Origin of the sequence: Neobacillus mesonae (genome assembly GCF_001636315.1) — a bacterium.
Lineage (GTDB): Bacteria > Bacillota > Bacilli > Bacillales > Cytobacillaceae > Neobacillus > Neobacillus mesonae.
In genome coordinates this window covers 4477411-4496632 of the sequence record NZ_KV440949.1, presented here as the reverse complement: position 1 = coordinate 4496632, position 19222 = coordinate 4477411, and the positions used below count along the sequence as shown (strand labels likewise).

Annotated in this window: 16 protein-coding genes and 1 other annotated feature; of the genes, 1 reads left to right on the top strand and 15 read right to left on the bottom strand. The window is 42.6% G+C overall.

Annotated elements, in window-relative coordinates; genetic code table 11:
• Positions 1 to 28 precede the first annotated feature (28 nt).
• Positions 29 to 1741: an Rqc2 family fibronectin-binding protein gene (locus tag A6749_RS21135; protein WP_066395880.1), complete on the top strand. Its 1713-nt coding sequence runs from the start codon at positions 29 to 31 to the stop codon at positions 1739 to 1741.
• A gap of 27 nt (positions 1742 to 1768) precedes the next feature.
• Here A6749_RS21135 and pyrE read toward each other — a convergent pair whose 3' ends face one another.
• From pyrE to A6749_RS21060, 15 genes are all read right to left on the bottom strand, one after another.
• Positions 1769 to 2401 (bottom strand): orotate phosphoribosyltransferase, encoded by a 633-nt coding sequence (gene pyrE / locus A6749_RS21130; RefSeq protein WP_066395877.1) that lies wholly within the window; start codon positions 2399 to 2401, stop codon positions 1769 to 1771.
• A complete protein-coding gene (pyrF, locus tag A6749_RS21125) occupies positions 2398 to 3114 on the bottom strand; it encodes an orotidine-5'-phosphate decarboxylase (RefSeq protein WP_066395875.1) in 717 nt (238 codons plus the stop codon). The genes pyrE and pyrF overlap by 4 nt, the downstream gene beginning before the upstream one ends.
• Entirely contained in the window at positions 3086 to 4027 is a 942-nt protein-coding gene (locus A6749_RS21120; RefSeq protein ID WP_066395874.1) for a dihydroorotate dehydrogenase, read from the bottom strand. Before A6749_RS21120 ends, pyrF begins: the two co-directional genes overlap by 29 nt.
• Complete coding sequence (locus A6749_RS21115) at positions 4024 to 4797, bottom strand: dihydroorotate dehydrogenase electron transfer subunit (protein WP_066395872.1); 774 nt, start codon at positions 4795 to 4797, stop codon at positions 4024 to 4026. Before A6749_RS21115 ends, A6749_RS21120 begins: the two co-directional genes overlap by 4 nt.
• Positions 4794 to 8000, bottom strand: coding sequence for a carbamoyl-phosphate synthase large subunit (carB, locus tag A6749_RS21110; protein ID WP_066395865.1), 3207 nt, complete (start codon positions 7998 to 8000; stop codon positions 4794 to 4796). The genes A6749_RS21115 and carB overlap by 4 nt, the downstream gene beginning before the upstream one ends.
• The gene (locus A6749_RS21105) at positions 7993 to 9084 is read right to left on the bottom strand and encodes a carbamoyl phosphate synthase small subunit (RefSeq protein WP_066395863.1); all 1092 of its coding nucleotides are present in this window, start codon (positions 9082 to 9084) and stop codon (positions 7993 to 7995) included. Before A6749_RS21105 ends, carB begins: the two co-directional genes overlap by 8 nt.
• Positions 9081 to 10367, bottom strand: coding sequence for a dihydroorotase (locus A6749_RS21100; RefSeq protein WP_066395861.1), 1287 nt, complete (start codon positions 10365 to 10367; stop codon positions 9081 to 9083). Before A6749_RS21100 ends, A6749_RS21105 begins: the two co-directional genes overlap by 4 nt.
• Positions 10327 to 11265 (bottom strand): aspartate carbamoyltransferase catalytic subunit, encoded by a 939-nt coding sequence (locus A6749_RS21095; protein ID WP_066401080.1) that lies wholly within the window; start codon positions 11263 to 11265, stop codon positions 10327 to 10329. The genes A6749_RS21100 and A6749_RS21095 overlap by 41 nt, the downstream gene beginning before the upstream one ends.
• A 167-nt stretch (positions 11266 to 11432) precedes the next feature.
• Positions 11433 to 12746: a solute carrier family 23 protein gene (locus A6749_RS21090; RefSeq protein ID WP_066395851.1), complete on the bottom strand. Its 1314-nt coding sequence runs from the start codon at positions 12744 to 12746 to the stop codon at positions 11433 to 11435.
• Between the two features lie 168 nt (positions 12747 to 12914).
• Positions 12915 to 13457 (bottom strand): bifunctional pyr operon transcriptional regulator/uracil phosphoribosyltransferase PyrR, encoded by a 543-nt coding sequence (pyrR, locus tag A6749_RS21085; protein WP_084797919.1) that lies wholly within the window; start codon positions 13455 to 13457, stop codon positions 12915 to 12917.
• A 175-nt stretch (positions 13458 to 13632) separates the two neighbouring features.
• The gene (locus tag A6749_RS21080) at positions 13633 to 14544 is read right to left on the bottom strand and encodes an RluA family pseudouridine synthase (RefSeq protein WP_066395848.1); all 912 of its coding nucleotides are present in this window, start codon (positions 14542 to 14544) and stop codon (positions 13633 to 13635) included.
• On the bottom strand, positions 14516 to 15007 hold the full coding sequence (gene lspA, locus A6749_RS21075; RefSeq protein ID WP_066395845.1) for a signal peptidase II: 492 nt from the start codon (positions 15005 to 15007) through the stop codon (positions 14516 to 14518). Before lspA ends, A6749_RS21080 begins: the two co-directional genes overlap by 29 nt.
• A 138-nt stretch (positions 15008 to 15145) precedes the next feature.
• Entirely contained in the window at positions 15146 to 15442 is a 297-nt protein-coding gene (locus A6749_RS21070) for a hypothetical protein (protein ID WP_066395842.1), read from the bottom strand.
• Positions 15443 to 15580: 138 nt separating this feature from the next.
• Positions 15581 to 18352: an isoleucine--tRNA ligase gene (gene ileS / locus A6749_RS21065; RefSeq protein ID WP_066395839.1), complete on the bottom strand. Its 2772-nt coding sequence runs from the start codon at positions 18350 to 18352 to the stop codon at positions 15581 to 15583.
• A gap of 73 nt (positions 18353 to 18425) precedes the next feature.
• Positions 18426 to 18655 (bottom strand) — a binding site (T-box leader).
• Positions 18656 to 18704: 49 nt separating this feature from the next.
• Positions 18705 to 19220: a DivIVA domain-containing protein gene (locus tag A6749_RS21060; protein ID WP_066395831.1), complete on the bottom strand. Its 516-nt coding sequence runs from the start codon at positions 19218 to 19220 to the stop codon at positions 18705 to 18707.
• Between the last annotated feature and the right edge of the window lie 2 nt (positions 19221 to 19222).

Here is a 19222-nt window from a genome sequence, read left to right as displayed (position 1 = left end):
TAGTTATCTAGAAAAGGATGTTTTTTCAATGTCATTCGATGGTTTATTTACAAAAGCAATGGTCCTTGAGCTTTCCCGACTGTTAAAAGGCGGACGAATTAATAAGGTGCATCAGCCATATAAAAATGAAGTGATTTTAACAGTCCGGGCAGGGGGTAATAATCATAAACTGCTGCTGTCGGCACATCCAAGCTATGCAAGGGTGCAGTTAACCACTGAAGCATATGATAATCCGAGCGAGCCTCCAATGTTCTGTATGCTTTTACGAAAGCATATCGAGGGACATATATTAGAAGAAGTGTATCAAATAGAAAATGACCGGATCATTATTTTCGAAATTAAGGGGCGCAATGAAATCGGCGATATTAGTTACAAGCAGCTTATCATTGAAATTATGGGAAAGCACAGCAATATTATCGTCGTCGATAAAACACGGAACCTAATTCTCGACAGCATCAAGCATATCTCCTTTGCTGTGAACAGCCATCGGGCCATTTTACCGGGGCAAGCCTATGTTTTTCCACCGGAGCAGCATAAGCAGAATCCCTTTATGGCGGATGAGGAAGATGTCTTAAGAAGTTTAGATTTCAATGCCGGAAAGCTGGACAGGCAGTTAGTACAACAATTCGCAGGGGTTTCACCGCTTTTCGCCAAAGAAGTCATTTATACAAGCGGACTGGCAAACCGGACAACAGTTCCAAAACAATTTGTTGCCCTAATGAAAAAAATTGAAGGGGACGAGCTTCAGCCAGCCATCATGACGGCAGAAGCCAGAGAAGTTTTTTATTTGTTTCCGCTGGAACATATAAAAGGCATGGTTAAAACATTTTCCTCACTCAGTGAAATGCTTGACCGCTTTTATTTCGGCAAAGCGGAACGTGACCGGGTTAAACAGCAAGGTCATGATATTGAGCGGTTCATTAGCAATGAAAAGGAAAAAAACGAAAAGAAGATTGAAAAGCTTGAAGCTACTTTAAAGGATGCCCAGCAGGCGGATACCTTTCAGCGCTATGGAGAACTGTTAACGGCCAATCTTTATGCCGTAAAAAAAGGTATGAAGGAAATCGAAGTGCTCAATTATTATGATGAAGCGGGCGGAACGATCAAGATTCCGCTGGACCAAAGGAAATCCCCGTCAGAAAATGCGCAAAAGTATTTTTCAAAATATCAAAAAGCAAAAAATGCCATTTTAATCGTGAACGAGCAAATTGCCCACGCAAAGGATGAAGCCGCTTATTTTGATAATTTGCTGCAGCAGGTGCAGTCAGCCTCGCCAAAGGATTTACAGGAGATTCGCGAAGAGCTCGCAGAAGGCGGTTATATTCGTGATCGACAAAAGCGCGGCGGGAAAAAGGTACAGAATGCCAAGCCCGTCCTGGATCTGTTCCAATCTAGCGATCACACGGAAATTTTGGTAGGTAAAAATAATAAACAAAATGATTATTTAACGAATAAGCTTGCGGCAAGGGATGAAATTTGGCTTCATACAAAGGATATTCCGGGTTCTCACGTGGTGATTCGAAGCAAGGAACCAATTGAACAAACAATTAAAGAAGCTGCCATGCTTGCAGCCTATTTCAGCAAAGCTAGAAACTCTAGTTCCGTACCAGTTGACTACACAAAAGTCCGATACGTCAAAAAACCAAGTGGAGCCAAACCTGGATTTGTCATTTATGATCATCAGCAAACAGTTTATGTCACACCAGATGAAGAATTGGTCCTTAATTTAAAGAAAAGCTAAAAAGCCCCTTTATTTAGGGGCTTTTTATTATTCAAATTTCTTGCTCCACTGGTCGGGATTGTTGCTCCAGGACAGCAGGCTTTCTTTATCATTTTCACTTATATAATTTTTTTCAATCGCAACTGTTACTAGTGTGGGGAAATCAGTTAGTGATTGGCTGTTGATTTTTTCCGCTTCAAAGGCCTTCTTACCTTTTTCAAGGCCATATGTGAAAATGGACACAGCGCCGAGGACCTCACAGCCTGCTTCTCTTAATGCTTGAACCGCGGTAATGACACTTCCGCCTGTAGAGATTAAGTCTTCGACAACGACAACTTTTTGGCCTGGTTCAGCCTTTCCTTCAATTTGATTGCCCTTACCATGACCTTTCGCTTTGGAACGAACATATGACATTGGTAGATTCATTAATTCACTTACCCAGGCTGCGTGCGGAATGCCTGCTGTTGCTGTTCCTGCAATCAACTCCGCCTCCGGAAAATGTTCAAGGATCAGCTTCTTTAAACCTTGAGCAATCTCTCTTCTTACTTCGGGATAAGATAAAGTAAGCCGGTTATCACAATAAATTGGCGACCGAAGTCCCGATGTCCATGTAAACGGCTCATTAGGCTTTAATGCCACTGCCTGAATCTCCAATAATCTTCCAGCGATTAACTTTTTCATTTATTTACACCCTTCCATGCTTCCATCCATTGTTGATAACTTGTAAGCGGGTCAGCTGACCTTGTAATCGAACGGCCGACAACAATTGAACTAACTCCCGAGTTTCTTGCAAATTCCGGAGTCGCAACCCGCTTTTGATCCTGCACATTGTCGTTCTCCATGCGGATACCCGGACAGACTGTTAAAAACGCTTGTCCCAAGTTTTCTCGGAGCATCCCTGCTTCCCACGCCGAACAAACGACTCCATCAAGACCAGCCTCCTTCGTTAATGAAGCATAATGGAGGACCGATTCATTGAGAGAAACCGGTATGAGCTGTTCTTTATTCATTTGCTCCTGTGATGTGCTGGTTAATTGTGTAACAGCGATACATAGCGGCCGCTTACTTCCTGCAGCTGTTCCTGCCTCTAAGCCTTCCAGTGCCGCCTGCATCATTTCCTTGCCGCCTGCAGCATGGACGTTGACAAGATCACAGTTTAACCGCGCCAGACCTTTCATCGCACTCTTAACGGTGTTTGGTATATCATGCAGTTTTAAATCAAGAAACACCCGATGTCCCAATTCCTTTAATTGATATACGATGGAAGGCCCTTCTTGGTAAAATAATTCCATTCCTATTTTGACAAATAGCTTTTGACCGGCAAACGGCTTGATAAAATTGCTGACATCTTGGCCGCTCGGAAAATCAAGCGCGATGATAAGCGAGTTGTCCATTTTTGTTCCAGCTCCTTCCGGTACATTCACTGATGTGTTCGAATCCTAAGCGGTCTAAAATATGAGGCAGTTCGTCAATAATGTCAGGACAAACAAATGGATCTACAAAATTAGCTGTTCCTACTGCAACCGCACTGGCACCGGCATAAAAGAACTCAATGACATCTTCTGCCGACTGAACCCCGCCCATTCCAATGATTGGAAGTGATACAGCCTGGCTGACCTCATAAATCATACGAATCGCTACCGGCTTTACAGCTGGTCCTGAAAGCCCGCCGGTAAGATTGGCTAAAATCGGCTTTCCTGTCTTTAAATCCAGCCGCATGCCGACAAGTGTATTAATCATTGTAATCCCGTCTGCACCGCCTGCTTCAACCGCTTTTGCCATTTCTACAATGTTTGTTACATTTGGAGAAAGCTTTACAAAGACGGGTACTTCGGAAACTTCCTTCACCTTTCGGGTCAGCTGTTTGGCCACTTCTGAGATCGTCCCAAAAGCAATGCCGCCTGTTTTTACATTAGGGCAAGATATATTTAATTCAAGCGCATGGACATTCGCTGCTTTTGAAATTTCTCTAGCAACGACAATATAGTCCTCTTCTACTGAACCGGCAACATTAGCAATAATCGGCACATCAAATTGCGAAAGCCAAGGAAGCTCCTCTGATACCACCTTTTCCAGCCCGGGATTTTGCAGGCCGATAGCATTTAACATTCCTGCCGATGTTTCGGCAACCCTTGGTGTTGGATTACCAAACCTTGGTTCGACAGTAGTTGCTTTGATCATAATCGCACCGAGCTTACTTAAATCATAAAACTTACTGTACTCACGGCCGAACCCAAAGCAGCCTGATGCCGGCATAATAGGATTTTTTAATTGTAAACCTGGTAATTCTACATTCAAACGGCTCATAACACTACCTCCCCGGCACGGAATACAGGACCGTCACTGCAAACTTTTTTATAGGAATATCCGGATGCAGTCTCCCCGCTTTGACAAACACAGGCAAAGCAAGCTCCAATACCGCAGCCCATGCGTTCCTCCAATGATAAGAACACCTTTTTATCAGCATATCCTTGTTCAATTGCTTTTAGCATCGGTGTCGGTCCGCAAGAATACAAGCAATCAAAGCTTATTTCCTTAAGGACATCCGTTACAAAGCCTTTTTTTCCATATGTGCCGTCGGCTGTAGTAATGAAGGTTAGGCCATTCTTTGAAAATTGTTGTTCATAAAAAACAGCAGATTCCGTTTGAAAGCCAAGGATGTGAATGACCTTAACCCCTTTTGCCGTTAACTGATTAGAAAGTTCATAAAGCGGAGGGACCCCGATTCCGCCGCCGACAAGGACCGCCGTCTCACCACAGACGGACTCATCAACCGGAAAACCATTCCCTAATGGACCGAGAATGTCAATTTGCATCCCCGGTTCCATTTCTGCCATTAAGGAGGTTCCTCTACCTTCTTTACGATATATCATCGTAAATTGCTTCGTGTTTTTATCAAAAGAACAGATGCTGATCGGCCTTCTTAACAGCGGGTCTATCCCGTTGTTAACGCGGATATGAACAAACTGTCCCGGTGTCGATATTTCATTCACTAATTCGGCTCTAACAGTAAGTTCATAAATATTTGCAGCGATTTCCTTCTGGCTGATGATTTTGCCTAGCTCTTTTTTAATCATACCAATACTTCCACCTTTTGTTCTGCCTTCATGGCCTCGGTTGAGAAATTCATTGATTCAATGACTTTAAGAATAGCATCAGCTGTGTCTAATGAAGTTAAACATGGCACACCATTTTCAACGGCCTCACGGCGGATTCTAAACCCATCTCTTTCAGGCTGCTTACCCTTTGTCAACGTATTGATGATGAAATGTGCTTCCCCATTATGAATGACATCCAATAACGTTTTTCCTTCAGCACCAATTTTTTCGACTACTTTCACCTTCAATCCGGCCGCTTCTAAAACTGCTGCCGTTCCTTTTGTTGCCATTAAGCGGTAGCCGTTAGCGGCAAATCTCTCAGCAAGATTTAATGCTTCTTGTTTATCCTTGTCTGCTACTGTGAACAAGACCGTACCAAACTTTTGAATCGTCATTCCAGAAGCAACCAGCCCCTTATACAAAGCCTTTTCAAGCGTCAAATCTTTACCCATTACTTCCCCTGTGGATTTCATTTCAGGTCCTAACGTAATATCGACACTTTTTAATTTTGCAAAAGAGAAAACCGGCACTTTTACATATACGCCTTCTTTTTCATCCACAAGTCCTGGTGTGTAACCTTGTTCTACTAATAGAGAACCTAGGATTGCTTTCGTAGCGATTTTCGCCATCGGCACATTGGTAATTTTACTTAAGAAAGGTACCGTCCGGCTTGAGCGCGGATTAACCTCTAAAACATAAACCTGGTCTTCTGATAAAACATATTGAATATTCAACAGTCCAATAATATTTAATCCCTTTGCTAGCTTTTCTGTATATTCCACCAATGTTTGCTTAATCTTCTTAGACAGGGTTTGCGGTGGATAAACAGCTATTGAGTCACCGGAATGGACCCCGGCACGCTCAATATGCTCCATAATTCCTGGGATTATAACATCTTTTCCGTCACAGATGGCATCTACTTCGATTTCTTTACCTGTTAAATAGCGGTCAATGAGTACCGGGTGTTCCGGATTGATTTTAACGGCATTCTCCATATAATGGAGCAGTTCTTCTTCGCGGTATACAATTTCCATTGCCCGTCCGCCAAGTACATAAGATGGACGGACTAATACCGGATAGCCGATTTCTTTTGCAATCACAAGCGCTTCCGCAACAGATAATGCCGTTTTACCTAATGGCTGCGGAATATTTAATTCTTCAAGCGCTTGCTCAAATTTATCACGATTCTCTGCCCGATCAAGGTCTTCTAAGCTCGTTCCTAATATCTTGACCCCATTTTTAGCAAGATTAGCAGCAAGATTGATCGCTGTTTGTCCGCCAAATTGTACCACAACACCCATCGGCTGTTCTAAATCGATAATGTGCATCACATCTTCAATGGTCAGCGGCTCGAAATAAAGCTTATCGGAAATACTGAAGTCAGTTGAAACGGTTTCCGGGTTGTTATTGATAATAATCGCTTCATAGCCCGCTTCCTTAATGGCCTGGACAGAATGCACTGTTGCATAGTCAAACTCAATCCCTTGACCGATTCGGATTGGACCAGAGCCAAGGACAATCACACTCGTCGTTTCTGTTACAACCGATTCGTTTTCTTCCTCATAAGTACCGTAGTAATAAGGAGTCTCTGACTCAAATTCAGCGGCACATGTATCGACCATTTTATAAACAGGGATAATGCCGTTTTGTTTCCGCATCTGATAAAGCTCTTCTTCTGATATGTTCCAAAGCTGAGCTATTTTTTTATCAGTCATGCCTTTTTCCTTAGCTTCTTTCAGTGTTTCGTTCTCAAATGGTTTTCTTGCAAGCCGTTGTTCCAGCTCGATAATTCCCTGCATTTTATTTAGATAAAACAGGTCGATTTTACTCCATTGATGGATGGTTTCAATGGTGATGCCTCGTTTCAGCGCTTCGGAGATATAAAAGAGACGTTCGTCACCCGCTTTCTTTATCCGCTTTTCAATCAGCTCATCCGTAATTTCATCAGCGTCGTTTAATTCAAAATGAAATACCCCTGCTTCAAGAGAGCGGATCGCTTTTAACAGTGACTCTTCAAATGTCCTGCCGATCGCCATAACCTCACCGGTTGCTTTCATTTGGGTGCCCAGTGATCTATTACCTGACTCGAATTTATCAAATGGCCATCTTGGTATTTTTGTCACCACATAGTCAAGTGCAGGTTCGAAGCTTGCATATGTTTTTCCGGTAACCGGATTTAACATCTCATCCAAAGTCAACCCAACGGCAATTTTGGCTGCCAGCTTGGCAATCGGATAGCCAGTGGCTTTAGATGCAAGCGCTGAAGAGCGGCTGACCCTTGGATTTACTTCAATAATATAATAGTTAAAGCTGTATGGATCTAAAGCAAGCTGAACATTACAGCCGCCTTCAATTCCAAGAGCACGGATAATTTTCAGGCTGACATTTCTTAATAGCTGATATTCACGGTCGCTTAATGTTTGGCTTGGGGCCACAACAATCGAGTCACCGGTATGTACACCAACTGGGTCGATATTTTCCATGTTACAAACAACAATCGCATTGTCATTGGAGTCGCGCATTACTTCGTATTCAATTTCTTTATATCCGGCGATACTCTTTTCAAGCAGACATTGATGAACAGGGCTGTTTTTTAAACCGCTTGTCACAATCTCTTCCAGTTCTTCTGGATTCCCGCAAATTCCTCCCCCGGTCCCGCCAAGGGTAAAAGCCGGGCGGACAATAACAGGGTAGCCGATAGAGGCTGTAAATGTTTTCGCTTCTTCTAAATCATGAATAATCGCACTATCAGGCACCGGTTCGCCTAAGTCATTCATAAGGGTGCGGAATAACTCACGGTCCTCTGCCTGATTAATAGCCGATAATTTCGTACCGAGAATCTCCACGCCACATTCTTCAAGCACACCCGAATTGGCTAGTTCCACCGTCAGATTAAGGCCAGTTTGTCCTCCAAGTGTTCCTAAAATCGCATCTGGGCGTTCCTTGCGAATAATTCGGCTGACAAATTCAAGTGTTAATGGTTCAATATAGACCGCATCCGCCATCTCTGTATCTGTCATAATGGTTGCCGGATTGGAGTTTACCAGGATGACTCTGTAGCCCTCTTCTCTAAGAGCAATACAAGCTTGTGCCCCGGCATAGTCAAATTCCGCTGCCTGGCCGATGACAATAGGGCCAGATCCGATTACTAAAATGGAGTTAATATCTGTACGTTTAGGCATGTGCTGTTACCCCCTGTTTATTCTCCTCCATCATTTGAAGGAACTGATCAAATAAGCTATTTGCATCTTCAGGACCCGGAGATGCCTCTGGATGGTATTGAACCGTAAATGCTGGGTAATCCAAATGCTTCAAGCCTTCAACCGTTCCATCATTTAAGGCAATATGGGTGATGGCAAGTCTTGTCCGTTCAATAGAATTTGTTTCGACGGTATAGCCGTGATTTTGCGCCGTAATCGCCACTTTTCCGGTTGCAAGGTCTTTCACCGGATGATTCGAGCCGCGGTGGCCGAACTTCATTTTAACTGTTTCCGCTCCGCACGCCAAGGCAAATAATTGATGTCCAAGGCAAATCCCAAAGAGCGGAACTCTTCCTAGTACACCTTTTAACATATCCACAGCTTCCGGCACATCCTTTGGATCCCCAGGGCCGTTTGACAGCATAATTCCATCAGGACGTAATTGGAGAATTTCTTCAGCACTTGTATAGTAAGGAACAACTACCACATCACAGTCACGTTTGTTCAATTCTCTAAGGATTCCGTGCTTCATTCCAAAATCGACAAGGACTACTCTTTTGCCACGTCCAGGGCTTGGGTAAGGATTTTTCGTTGAAACCTGTCTCACCTGGTCAATCGGCAGGGCTGTCTGGCTCAATTTTGCGATGACCTCTTGGGGATCTTCTTCTATACTGCAGATTGCCCCTTTCAATGTGCCATATTGACGGATAATGCGAGTCAATTTACGTGTATCAATCCCGGCAATTCCAGGGATTTTCTTCAATTCAAAGTATTCCGAGATAGTAAATTCACTTCTCCAGTTGGATGGAAAATCGGCTGCTTCCTTTACAATAAAACCTTTCACAGCAGGATTAATAGTTTCAAAATCGTCGCGATTGATTCCATAGTTTCCGATTAACGGATAGGTCAGAGTAACAATTTGTCCGCAGTAAGACGGGTCAGAGAGAATTTCCTGATACCCAGTCATCCCTGTATTAAAAACTACCTCTCCAATCGTATCGGTATTGCTTCCGAATCCTTCACCGATAAAAACTGTTCCATCTTCTAAAATTAGTTGTCTCTTCATGCTGTCACACATCCTTTTTCCCAAACTATTTCTCCTCCGGCAATGGTCATTTCAGGCCAGCCGCTCACGTCCCAACCGGAAAACGGGGTATTTTTTCCCTTCGATAAAAATTCTTCCGGATTAATGGAGCGTTCCTCATTTAGATTAATCAGGACCAAATCAGCCGCTGCACCGATCTCAATTTTTCCTAATGGAAGACCGAATGCTTCCGCTGGTTTAACTGTTAAAAAGTCTATTAACTGTTCTAGCGTCAAAACATCTTTCTTTACTAAATGCGTATATAACAGCGGGAAAGCTGTTTCTAAGCCGACGATTCCAAACGGAGCGAGCTCCATTCCGGCAGCTTTTTCTTCCGCAGTATGGGGAGCATGGTCGGTGGCAATAAAGTCTATCGTTCCATCTAATAACCCTTCGATTAACGCATCACGGTCAGAAACGGAACGAAGCGGCGGATTCATTTTGTAATTGGCATCTAGACCCGGAATATCATCTTCTGACAATAATAAGTGATGTGGTGTAACTTCTGCCGTCACATGAATTCCTGCGCGTTTGGCATCCATTACCACGCGGACAGATTCCTTTGTACTAATATGGCAAACATGATAATGGCACCCTGCAGCCTCTGCGAGTAGTACATCTCTGGCAATTTGCACGGATTCACATACAGAAGGAATACCGTTCAGACCGTGTTGTTTGGAAAAATTCCCTTCATGAACAGAACCTTTATGGATCAGTGTATTCTCCTCGCAATGGGCAACAATGGCCATGTTTTCCTTAGCAGCCAGCTGCATAGCCTGCAGCATCATATCGGCCGACTGAACCCCAACCCCATCATCCGTAAAAGCAAAGGCACCAGCCTGCTTCAGGGCATGAAAATCAGTCAATTCTTTCCCCAGCTGCCGGGTTGTGATCGAAGCATAAGGTAAAACCCGAACCTTAGCGGTATCTTCAATCCGCTGCATGAGCCAATCCATTTGCTCTTTGGTGTCAGGCACCGGACGCGTATTTGGCATCGCTGCTACAGTGGTAAACCCGCCGCGTGCTGCCGCAAGTGTTCCTGTTGCAATGGTTTCCTTCTTTTCCCCGCCTGGTTCGCGAAGATGGATGTGAAGGTCTATAAAGCCTGGTGCTGTAAGCAGTCCAGCGCCATCTATTTTGCGGTCAACCGCTGTTTCAATGTTTTCTTCAATTTTTGTGATGACACCATCTTCTATTAAAATATCTGATTGCTTCTTTTCTCCATTAGATGCTATGTAGGATGCGTTTTGAATAAGCAGTTTCATATTGATTTCCCCCTTGTATGCTTTCAATTGATCTTTTAATCACGGCCATTCTTACGTACACACCATTTTGCATTTGTTTGAAAATTCTTGAGCGCTCACATTCTACTAAGCTGTCAGCAATCTCTACATTTCTATTTACTGGAGCAGGATGCATGATAATGCTGCCTTGCTTCATTCTTTTTTCCCGCTCCAAGGTAAGCCCGTATTTCTGATGATACTCACCCGCGCTAAATCCGCCTTTTTTCTCATGGCGTTCATGCTGTACTCGCAAAAGCATTACGACATCAGCTTCTTCAATCACTTCATCAATCGGACTATAATTCGCTAAATTTAAACTTGAATCATACCATTCTTTCGGACCGGAAAAAACGACCTCCGCTCCCATTCTTGTCAGGACATCAGCATTTGAGCGCGCCACCCGGCTGTGACGAATATCACCGACAATTGCAATCTTTAATCCGGAAAATCGGGAAAACTCTTGATAAATTGTCAGCAGGTCAAGGAGTGATTGTGTTGGATGATGACCGCAGCCGTCACCGCCGTTGATAATAGGAATATCAATCTTGCCAACCAGTTCATCAAAATAACGGTCTTGATTATGGCGGATTACGGCAAGGTTGACACCAATTGCTTCAAGCGTTTTAACGGTATCATATAGTGTTTCACCTTTTTGAACACTTGACGTCAGCGCTTCAAATGGGACCACATCTAAACCTAATCTTTTTTCGGCCACATCAAAGCTGCTTTTTGTCCTTGTACTTGCCTCAAAGAAGAGGTTAGCAGCAAAAAACTGTTTTTCCGGTTTCCACACCATTCCGTCTGCAAACTTTCTGGCATCTTCCAAGATTTGATAAATCTCCTCGACTTTTAATTCATTAGTGGTTAGTAAATGCTTAATCATCATTAGCCTCCCAATTATCCTTTTTTCTCAAAAAAACACCCTGACCAATAGGATCAGGGTGTAAAAATGCAAGCTAAAAATTCAGGGAAAGAATGAATCCATTCTAATCCGTGATTTACACCCTTATAAGCCTCACTGGACTTCTTTTAAAAGGTAATCATTCTTTATGCTGTTTTCTTATCGTCGTTCGAATCATCCGTTTCAAACATATTTTCACTTACATTAGGTTTGCCGGGAAGGATTACGTTTAACAGGACACCGAATATGGCGGCTAAAGCCATCCCTTGAATTTGGATATCTTTAAACGGAAGTTTCAAAATAGCACCGCCAATTCCAATAACCAGAATAACAGAAGCGATTACGAGATTTCGTTTATCGTCAAAATCAATCTTGCTGTCCACTAACATCCTTAGCCCTGAAGAAGCGATAATTCCAAATAGAAGGATCGATACACCGCCCATTACCGGTGTTGGAATGGTATGAATCAATGCTGTAATCTTTCCGACAAATCCAAAGATAATCGCAAACACCGCGGCACCAGCAAGCACGTAGACGCTGTAGACGCGGGTGATTGCCAAGACACCGATATTTTCGCCATACGTTGTTTTTGGCGGACCGCCAACTAACGCTGAAATAATCGATGCTGTTCCGTCACCTAGAATTGAGCGATGCAAGCCTGGTTCCTTAATATAGTCGCGACCAACCACCTTGCTAAGAATCAGCTGGTGTCCAATATGCTCGGAAATCGTAACGATTGCGACCGGTACCATTAACCAGAAGATATCCCAAGTGAATTTTACTTTAAAGTTTACAAACGGGATAATGAATTTCGGAATCTCAATCCAATCCGCATCAATAACAGGTTTAAAGTCAACAACCCCTACAAACAGTGCATAGATATATCCGACAATAATTCCTGCTAAAATCGGGATAATACTTAATATCTTTTTGGCAAAAATCGAGAAAATGATTGTTGCAGCTAATGTCACCAAAGCTATTGAGAAGTGAAGCATACTATACTCCCCGGCCGGATTATTCATGGCCATTCCTACCGCTGTTCCGGAAACAGACAAACCGATAACGATAATGACCGGCCCGACAACAATCGGCGGAAGTAAATTCATAATCCAGCGGTAACCCGCTTTACGGATAGTCAACGCTACAGCACCATAAACAAAGCCGACTAGGAAGGTTCCAACCATAGCCGCACCAGGACCGAATGATTCATTCAAAAACTTGATTGGAATAATGTAAGCAAACGAAGAACCCAGGTAGGCCGGCACTTGAAATTTCGTGATCAGTAAGAATGCCAATGTCCCAAGTCCACTAGAGATTAAGGCTATGGCAGGATCCAGTCCAACTAAATACGGAACAAGAATGGTTGCGCCAAACATGGCAAATAAATGCTGGATACTCAGGGTCAACCATTGAAGTGTTTTCGGTTTATCATGGACGTCTAATATTGGTTGATTGTTCATTTTAATCTCCTCTGCTTTGATAAATGGTTCTTTTATTTTTCTCAGTTTTTAAAATTAAAAACCCTCTATGTCCAATATGTACAAAGAGGGTTTGCAAAGCCGAATAAAATCGGCCTTGTCTTTCCCCCTTTGTCAGACTCTCTGGACTGCATTTAAAAGGGTGCTTATTTAATTGTCATAAATGCTTACTTGATCAACTTGATCGACTTCATTCAATTCCACAACAATTTTTTCAATGCTGGATGTAGGAATATTCTTCCCAACATAATCTGCTCTTATTGGCAGCTCGCGATGACCGCGGTCCACTAATACAGCCAGCTGAATCGCGGAAGGGCGTCCGATATCCATTAACGCATCAAGACCGGCCCTTACCGTTCTGCCGGTATATAGGACATCATCAACAAGAATAACCTTTTTATTGCTGATTTCAAACGGTATATCAGACCCCTTTACGAGCGGTTCTTGATTATCCGTCTTTTTAGATAAATCATCCCGATAAAGAGTGATGTCCAGTTCACCAACTAGAATCGGGTTTCCTTCGATTTGTTCAATTTTAGCAGCAAGTCGTTTCGCTAAATGGATCCCCCGTGTACGAATTCCTACTAAAACACATTCACTAATGCCTTTATTTTTTTCAATAATCTGGTGGGCAATTCTTGTCATTGCCCGGCCGATTGCCTGCTCATCAAGTACTATAGCTTTTTGGCTCACCTTTTGTCACCTGCTTATTATCGTACTAAAAAACCTCTCACCGCGGGCAGTGAGAGGTACATTGTAAGATGCATTTAATGGGTCAAACCCATTTAATCCGTACCTTCTCAGCCTCACGGGACTGTTCTTAAAGGCTATTCAACTAAAGAAATCATACTTTATTAAGGGATGTTTGTCAATGATTATTTCTCAATAGTGTTAGAAGATATTCCATATCTTCCGGAAGCGGCGCTTCAAATTCCAGATATTCTTGCGTTCTTGGATGAATAAAACCAAGTACACCTGCATGAAGGGCCTGACCGTTAATATTTAATGTTTTCTTTGGACCGTATTTTGGATCTCCGGCAAGCGGATAGCCGATATATTTCATATGGACCCGAATTTGGTGGGTTCTTCCTGTTTCTAGTTGACATTCAACAAAGGTAAAGTCTTTAAACCGTTCAACTACCTGAAAATGAGTTACAGCATGTTTCCCATTATCAACAACCGCCATGCTTTGCCTGTCCTTGACGTCCCTCCCAAGCGGCGCATCAATCGTACCGTAATCATGTGGAATGATTCCGTGGACTATCGCTTTATATTTCCGTGTTACCGTTTTTTCCACCAGCTGATTAACGAGGCTTTCATGGGCCATATCATTCTTAGCGACCATTAAAAGACCCGATGTATCCTTATCAATACGATGAACAATTCCAGGTCTTAAAACCCCATTTATCCCAGATAGGTCCTTACAATGGGCCATTAACCCATTTACCAATGTTCCGGTCAGATGTCCTGGGGCAGGATGGACCACCATCCCTCTTGGTTTATTAACAACTAGTACATCTTTATCTTCATAATAAATATCAAGATCCATTTCTTCAGGAATGACATCAAGTTCCTCTGGATCAGGAATAGAAATTTCAATATGGTCGTTAATACTGCATTTATAGTTTGTTTTGACAGATTTCCCATTTACAAGGACAGCACCATCTTTAATCCACTGCTGAACCTGTGTTCTTGACCATTCATCATCCAACCCGGAGATGACTTTATCGATGCGGTCGCCCCGCTGTTCATCAAGAACGATGTGTTCCATTTTCTCCATATGTTTTCTCCTTTGATTGTCTTTCTTCAAGCAGCATTTGGATCATTAATAACCCAACGCCAATAACCAATGCCGAATCGGCGATATTAAATACAGGGAAATTATAGCTGAAAATATATGTATGAATAAAATCAACAACTTCCTTGCGAACAACCCGATCAATGAAATTTCCGATGGCACCGCCCAGCATTAACGCCAGCGACACACCCAAGAGCAGCTTACCTTTTGCTGCTTTATGCAAATAATACATAATGCCGATAATGACAATGACGGTAATGACATAGAAGAGCCACATTTGTCCTTGCAGAATCCCCCAAGCAGCTCCGCGATTTCGGTGAGAGGTAATATATAAAAAATTGTCTACAATCGGAATGCTTTCACCTAAATACATTTTGTGTTCAATTAACCATTTGGTTACTTGGTCTAAAGCAACTACAAAAAGTGCGATTAAATAATAAAACACTAAGAATTACCCCTCCATAGCCTGACTTTTCTTTTTTTTAAGCATAAGCGTCCCTATAAGAGGTTCTCGACAAACCGGACGCTTCCTCCATACTCCTTAGAATTTTAGCATATTTTTTCACAAAACAACAATGGGACGTTATGAAAATGGTGTTTGGATTGGCTTTTTGTAAAAGATATCAACGGTTTCGGAGTCTTTGAGTGATTTTAAAGTAGGGATCATATATAACAGCTCTTCCGGCAGCAGTTCACCGGAAATTTCACATTGACCATAATTTCCATTTTCAATTTTGGCAAGTGCGGAATCGACATCTTTCAATTCCTCTGCTAAAATTGCTGCCATCCAGTCGTCTTTCGCTTTATTTTTCAATGAGTGTTCCAGTTCATATTTTGTTTGACGGAGTTCCAAATACAGCTTTTCCTGCAGCGCATTCATTATGTCGTAACCTCCGTTTCATCATTTGTTTTATTATGTCCGCAAGCTATAAGCTAACACGGTAAAACATTTGACATCACGGACAACAATTAACGGAGAAGGAAAAAAGCCCCTGTGCAAAGCACAGGAGCAAAATGTTTACAATTCTCGAGAATAGTTTTCTTTTACTACATGGGCACATCGCAGGCAAAGTGCAGGATGTTCAGGGTCTTTGCCAACATCTGGTGTAACCACCCAGCAGCGTTCGCATGTCTCCCCTTCAGCCTTACTTACCACAATTGCTGCAGAATCGAGTTTTACCGCATTTTCAGGTGCAGCTTCATAAAATCCTGCCACTTCAAAACCGGAAACAATGAATAATTGTGTTAAACTTTCTTTAATCGAATCTAACAATGCTTTTGTTTTTTCGTTGACATATAAAGTAACTTTAGCCGTTAATGATTTCCCGATGACCTTTTCATTACGAGCTTCTTCGAGTGCTTTTAGGACATCATCACGGAGTTTCATAAATGCAGACCATTTTTCCTCTAACGCTTTTGCTCCATTAAGCTCTTGGTATTCAGGCATATCTGTTAATTGGACACTTTCTTCCGTCACTCCAGGAATGAATGGCCAAACTTCATCAGCAGTATGCGAAAGAATTGGCGACACCAATTTTGTTAGTGCAACCAAAGATTCATATAATACAGTCTGAATTGCACGACGCTCATGGTTGTTTTCAGCTTCAATATATAATACATCCTTAGCAAAATCTAAGTAGAAAGAACTTAAATCAAGGGTACAGAAATTGTTAACCGCATGATAGATACCAGAATAGTCGTAATTTTCATAGGCATCGCGAACATGCTTAACCAGTTTATTCAATTTAACAAGCATAAATTGGTCCACTTCACGCAAGTTCTCATACTGCAGTTTATCCTTAGCTGGGTCAAAATCAGCAAGGTTTCCTAACAAGAAACGGAACGTATTGCGGATTTTGCGGTAAACCTCAGCAACCTGTTTCAAAATGGCATCAGATACACGCACATCAGCCTGATAATCAACTGATGCAACCCACAGTCTCAGGATATCAGCCCCTAATTGATTCATCACTTTCGCAGGGACAACAACATTACCTAGTGATTTACTCATTTTCCGGCCTTCGCCATCAAGTACAAATCCGTGGCTTAATACACCCTTATATGGTGCTTTTCCAGTTACAGCAACAGCGGTCGATAACGAAGAGTTGAACCAGCCGCGGTACTGGTCGGAACCTTCAAGATAAAGATCTGCCGGCCGGACTAAGTCTTCTCTTTCAACAAGGACGGCTTGATGTGAAGAACCTGAGTCAAACCAAACATCCATGATATCTGTTTCTTTCGTAAATCGGCCATTCGGGCTTCCCGGATGGGTAAATCCTTCCGGCAGCAAGTCCTTCGCCTCACGCTCAAACCAAACATTCGAACCATGCTCGCGGAATAGTTGGGAAACATGATTAATCGTTTCATCTGTAATAATTTCTTCACCATTTTCGGCATAAAAAACCGGAATCGGTACTCCCCATACGCGCTGTCTCGAAATACACCAGTCACCGCGGTCACGTACCATGTTGAAAAGGCGGGTTTCACCCCAGGCAGGTACCCATTTCGTCTCTTTCACTGCCTCAAGCAATTGTTCACGGAAATCCTTGATGGAAGCAAACCATTGAGCAGTTGCACGGAAAATAACCGGCTTTTTCGTTCTCCAATCATGCGGATAGGAGTGAGTAATGAACGCAAGCTTTAAAAGCGCGCCATTTTCTTCAAGTTTTTGCCCAATTGGTTTATTAGCATCTTCGTAAAATAGACCTTCGAAACCCGGTGCTTCACTTGTCATACTGCCTTTATCATCTACTGGACAAAGGACATCCAAACCATATTTTTGACCAACAAGGAAGTCATCCTCCCCGTGTCCCGGTGCGGTATGAACGCAGCCTGTACCGGCATCGGTCGTTACATGCTCTCCAAGCATAACTAATGAATCTCGCTCATATAACGGGTGGCTGGCAACTATATTCTCTAATTCAGCACCTTTTACCTTTTGTACCAATTCTGGATTTTCCCAGCCAATTTCTTTTGTAACAGCTTCAAGCAAGCTCTCCGCAACTAAATATTTATGTCCATTCACGCTGACCACAACGTAGGTAAGCTCAGGATGAACAGAAATTCCTAAGTTTGCCGGGATGGTCCAAGGTGTTGTTGTCCAGATTACAATTTCCGTATTCTGATCAAGCACCCCCTTGCCATCCTTCACCTTGAAGGCAACATAAATAGATGGGGAACGCTTATCCTTGTATTCGATTTCCGCTTCAGCAAGCGCTGATTCACTTGATGGTGACCAATATACAGGCTTTAGACCTTTATAAATATAGCCCTTTTTCGCCATTTCGCCGAAAACCTTAATTTGCTGGGCTTCATATTCCGGCTTTAAAGTAATATATGGGTTAACCCAGTCACCTCGAACCCCGAGACGTTTAAACTGTGTCCGCTGATTATCAATTTGTTCATACGCATACTCGGTACAAAGCTTGCGGAATTCAGCAACAGTCATTTCTTTTCTTTTAACACCTTTATTGGTTAACGCCTGCTCAATTGGCAAGCCGTGTGTATCCCAGCCCGGGACATATGGTGCATGGAAACCGCTCATTGATTTGAAGCGGACGATAAAATCCTTTAAGATTTTATTGAGGGCGTGACCCATATGGATATCCCCGTTTGCATACGGCGGTCCATCATGCAGGACGAACATCGGCCGTCCTTTCGTGCGTTCCTGAACCTTTTGATAAATATTCATTTCTTCCCATTTTGCCTGCATTTCAGGCTCGCGCTTTGGAAGATTGCCGCGCATCGGAAATTCCGTTTTCGGCATTAATAACGTTTCTTTGTATTCCATCTTTCTGCCTCCAAATACATATTATTGAATAGAATTGACATTTTTGTAAATAAAAAAACCTTCTCATCCCTATGATAGGGACGAGAAGGTTTCCCGCGGTACCACCCTGATAGACGGAACCGAATTATTCCATCCTCTTATTGATTCGTAACGTGAATAACACGCCTAGGTCTACTTTTTAAAAAGGTTCGACCTGGAACTCAAGGGTGATCTTCCAATTAATCGGCTCTATCAGGCTTTCACCTTCCCTGATTCGCTGCAAAAGCACATGAAAAATTGTACTGTCCCTCTCATCGTCATTTCCATTCTATATAACTTGTTAAAAAATTATATGCTACGATTGCACCTTTCGTCAAGCTAAGGAATCTTCTTCTTCGTGGATTTTCAACTCAGTTGCATCCACTTCATATTCTAGGAGGTGATCCCAGTCGTCTGTGTTCAGCATATCGAGCTGTGCTTCAATCAGCATTTTAAAACGGGTACGGAATACCTTGGACTGCTTCTTCAATTCCTCAATCTCAAGTGCAATCTTTCTCGCCTTTGACAGCGATTCATTAATAATTCGGTCAGCATTTTTTTCAGCTTCTTTAATGATCAGCTTGGCTTCTTTTTGGGCATTCCTGCGAACCTCTTCGCCGGCCTCCTGAGCAATAATAATAGATTTATTCAGTGTTTCTTCAATATTTATAAAATGGCCTAAACGATCATCCATATCATTCAAACGTTCTTCCAGCTCTTTCTTTTCCCGAAGAACAAGTTCATAATCCTTGATAACTTGGTCTAAGAATTCATTAACTTCATCCTCGTCGTACCCTCTAAAACCTTTATTAAATTCTTTATTATGAATATCTAACGGCGTTAACGGCATGA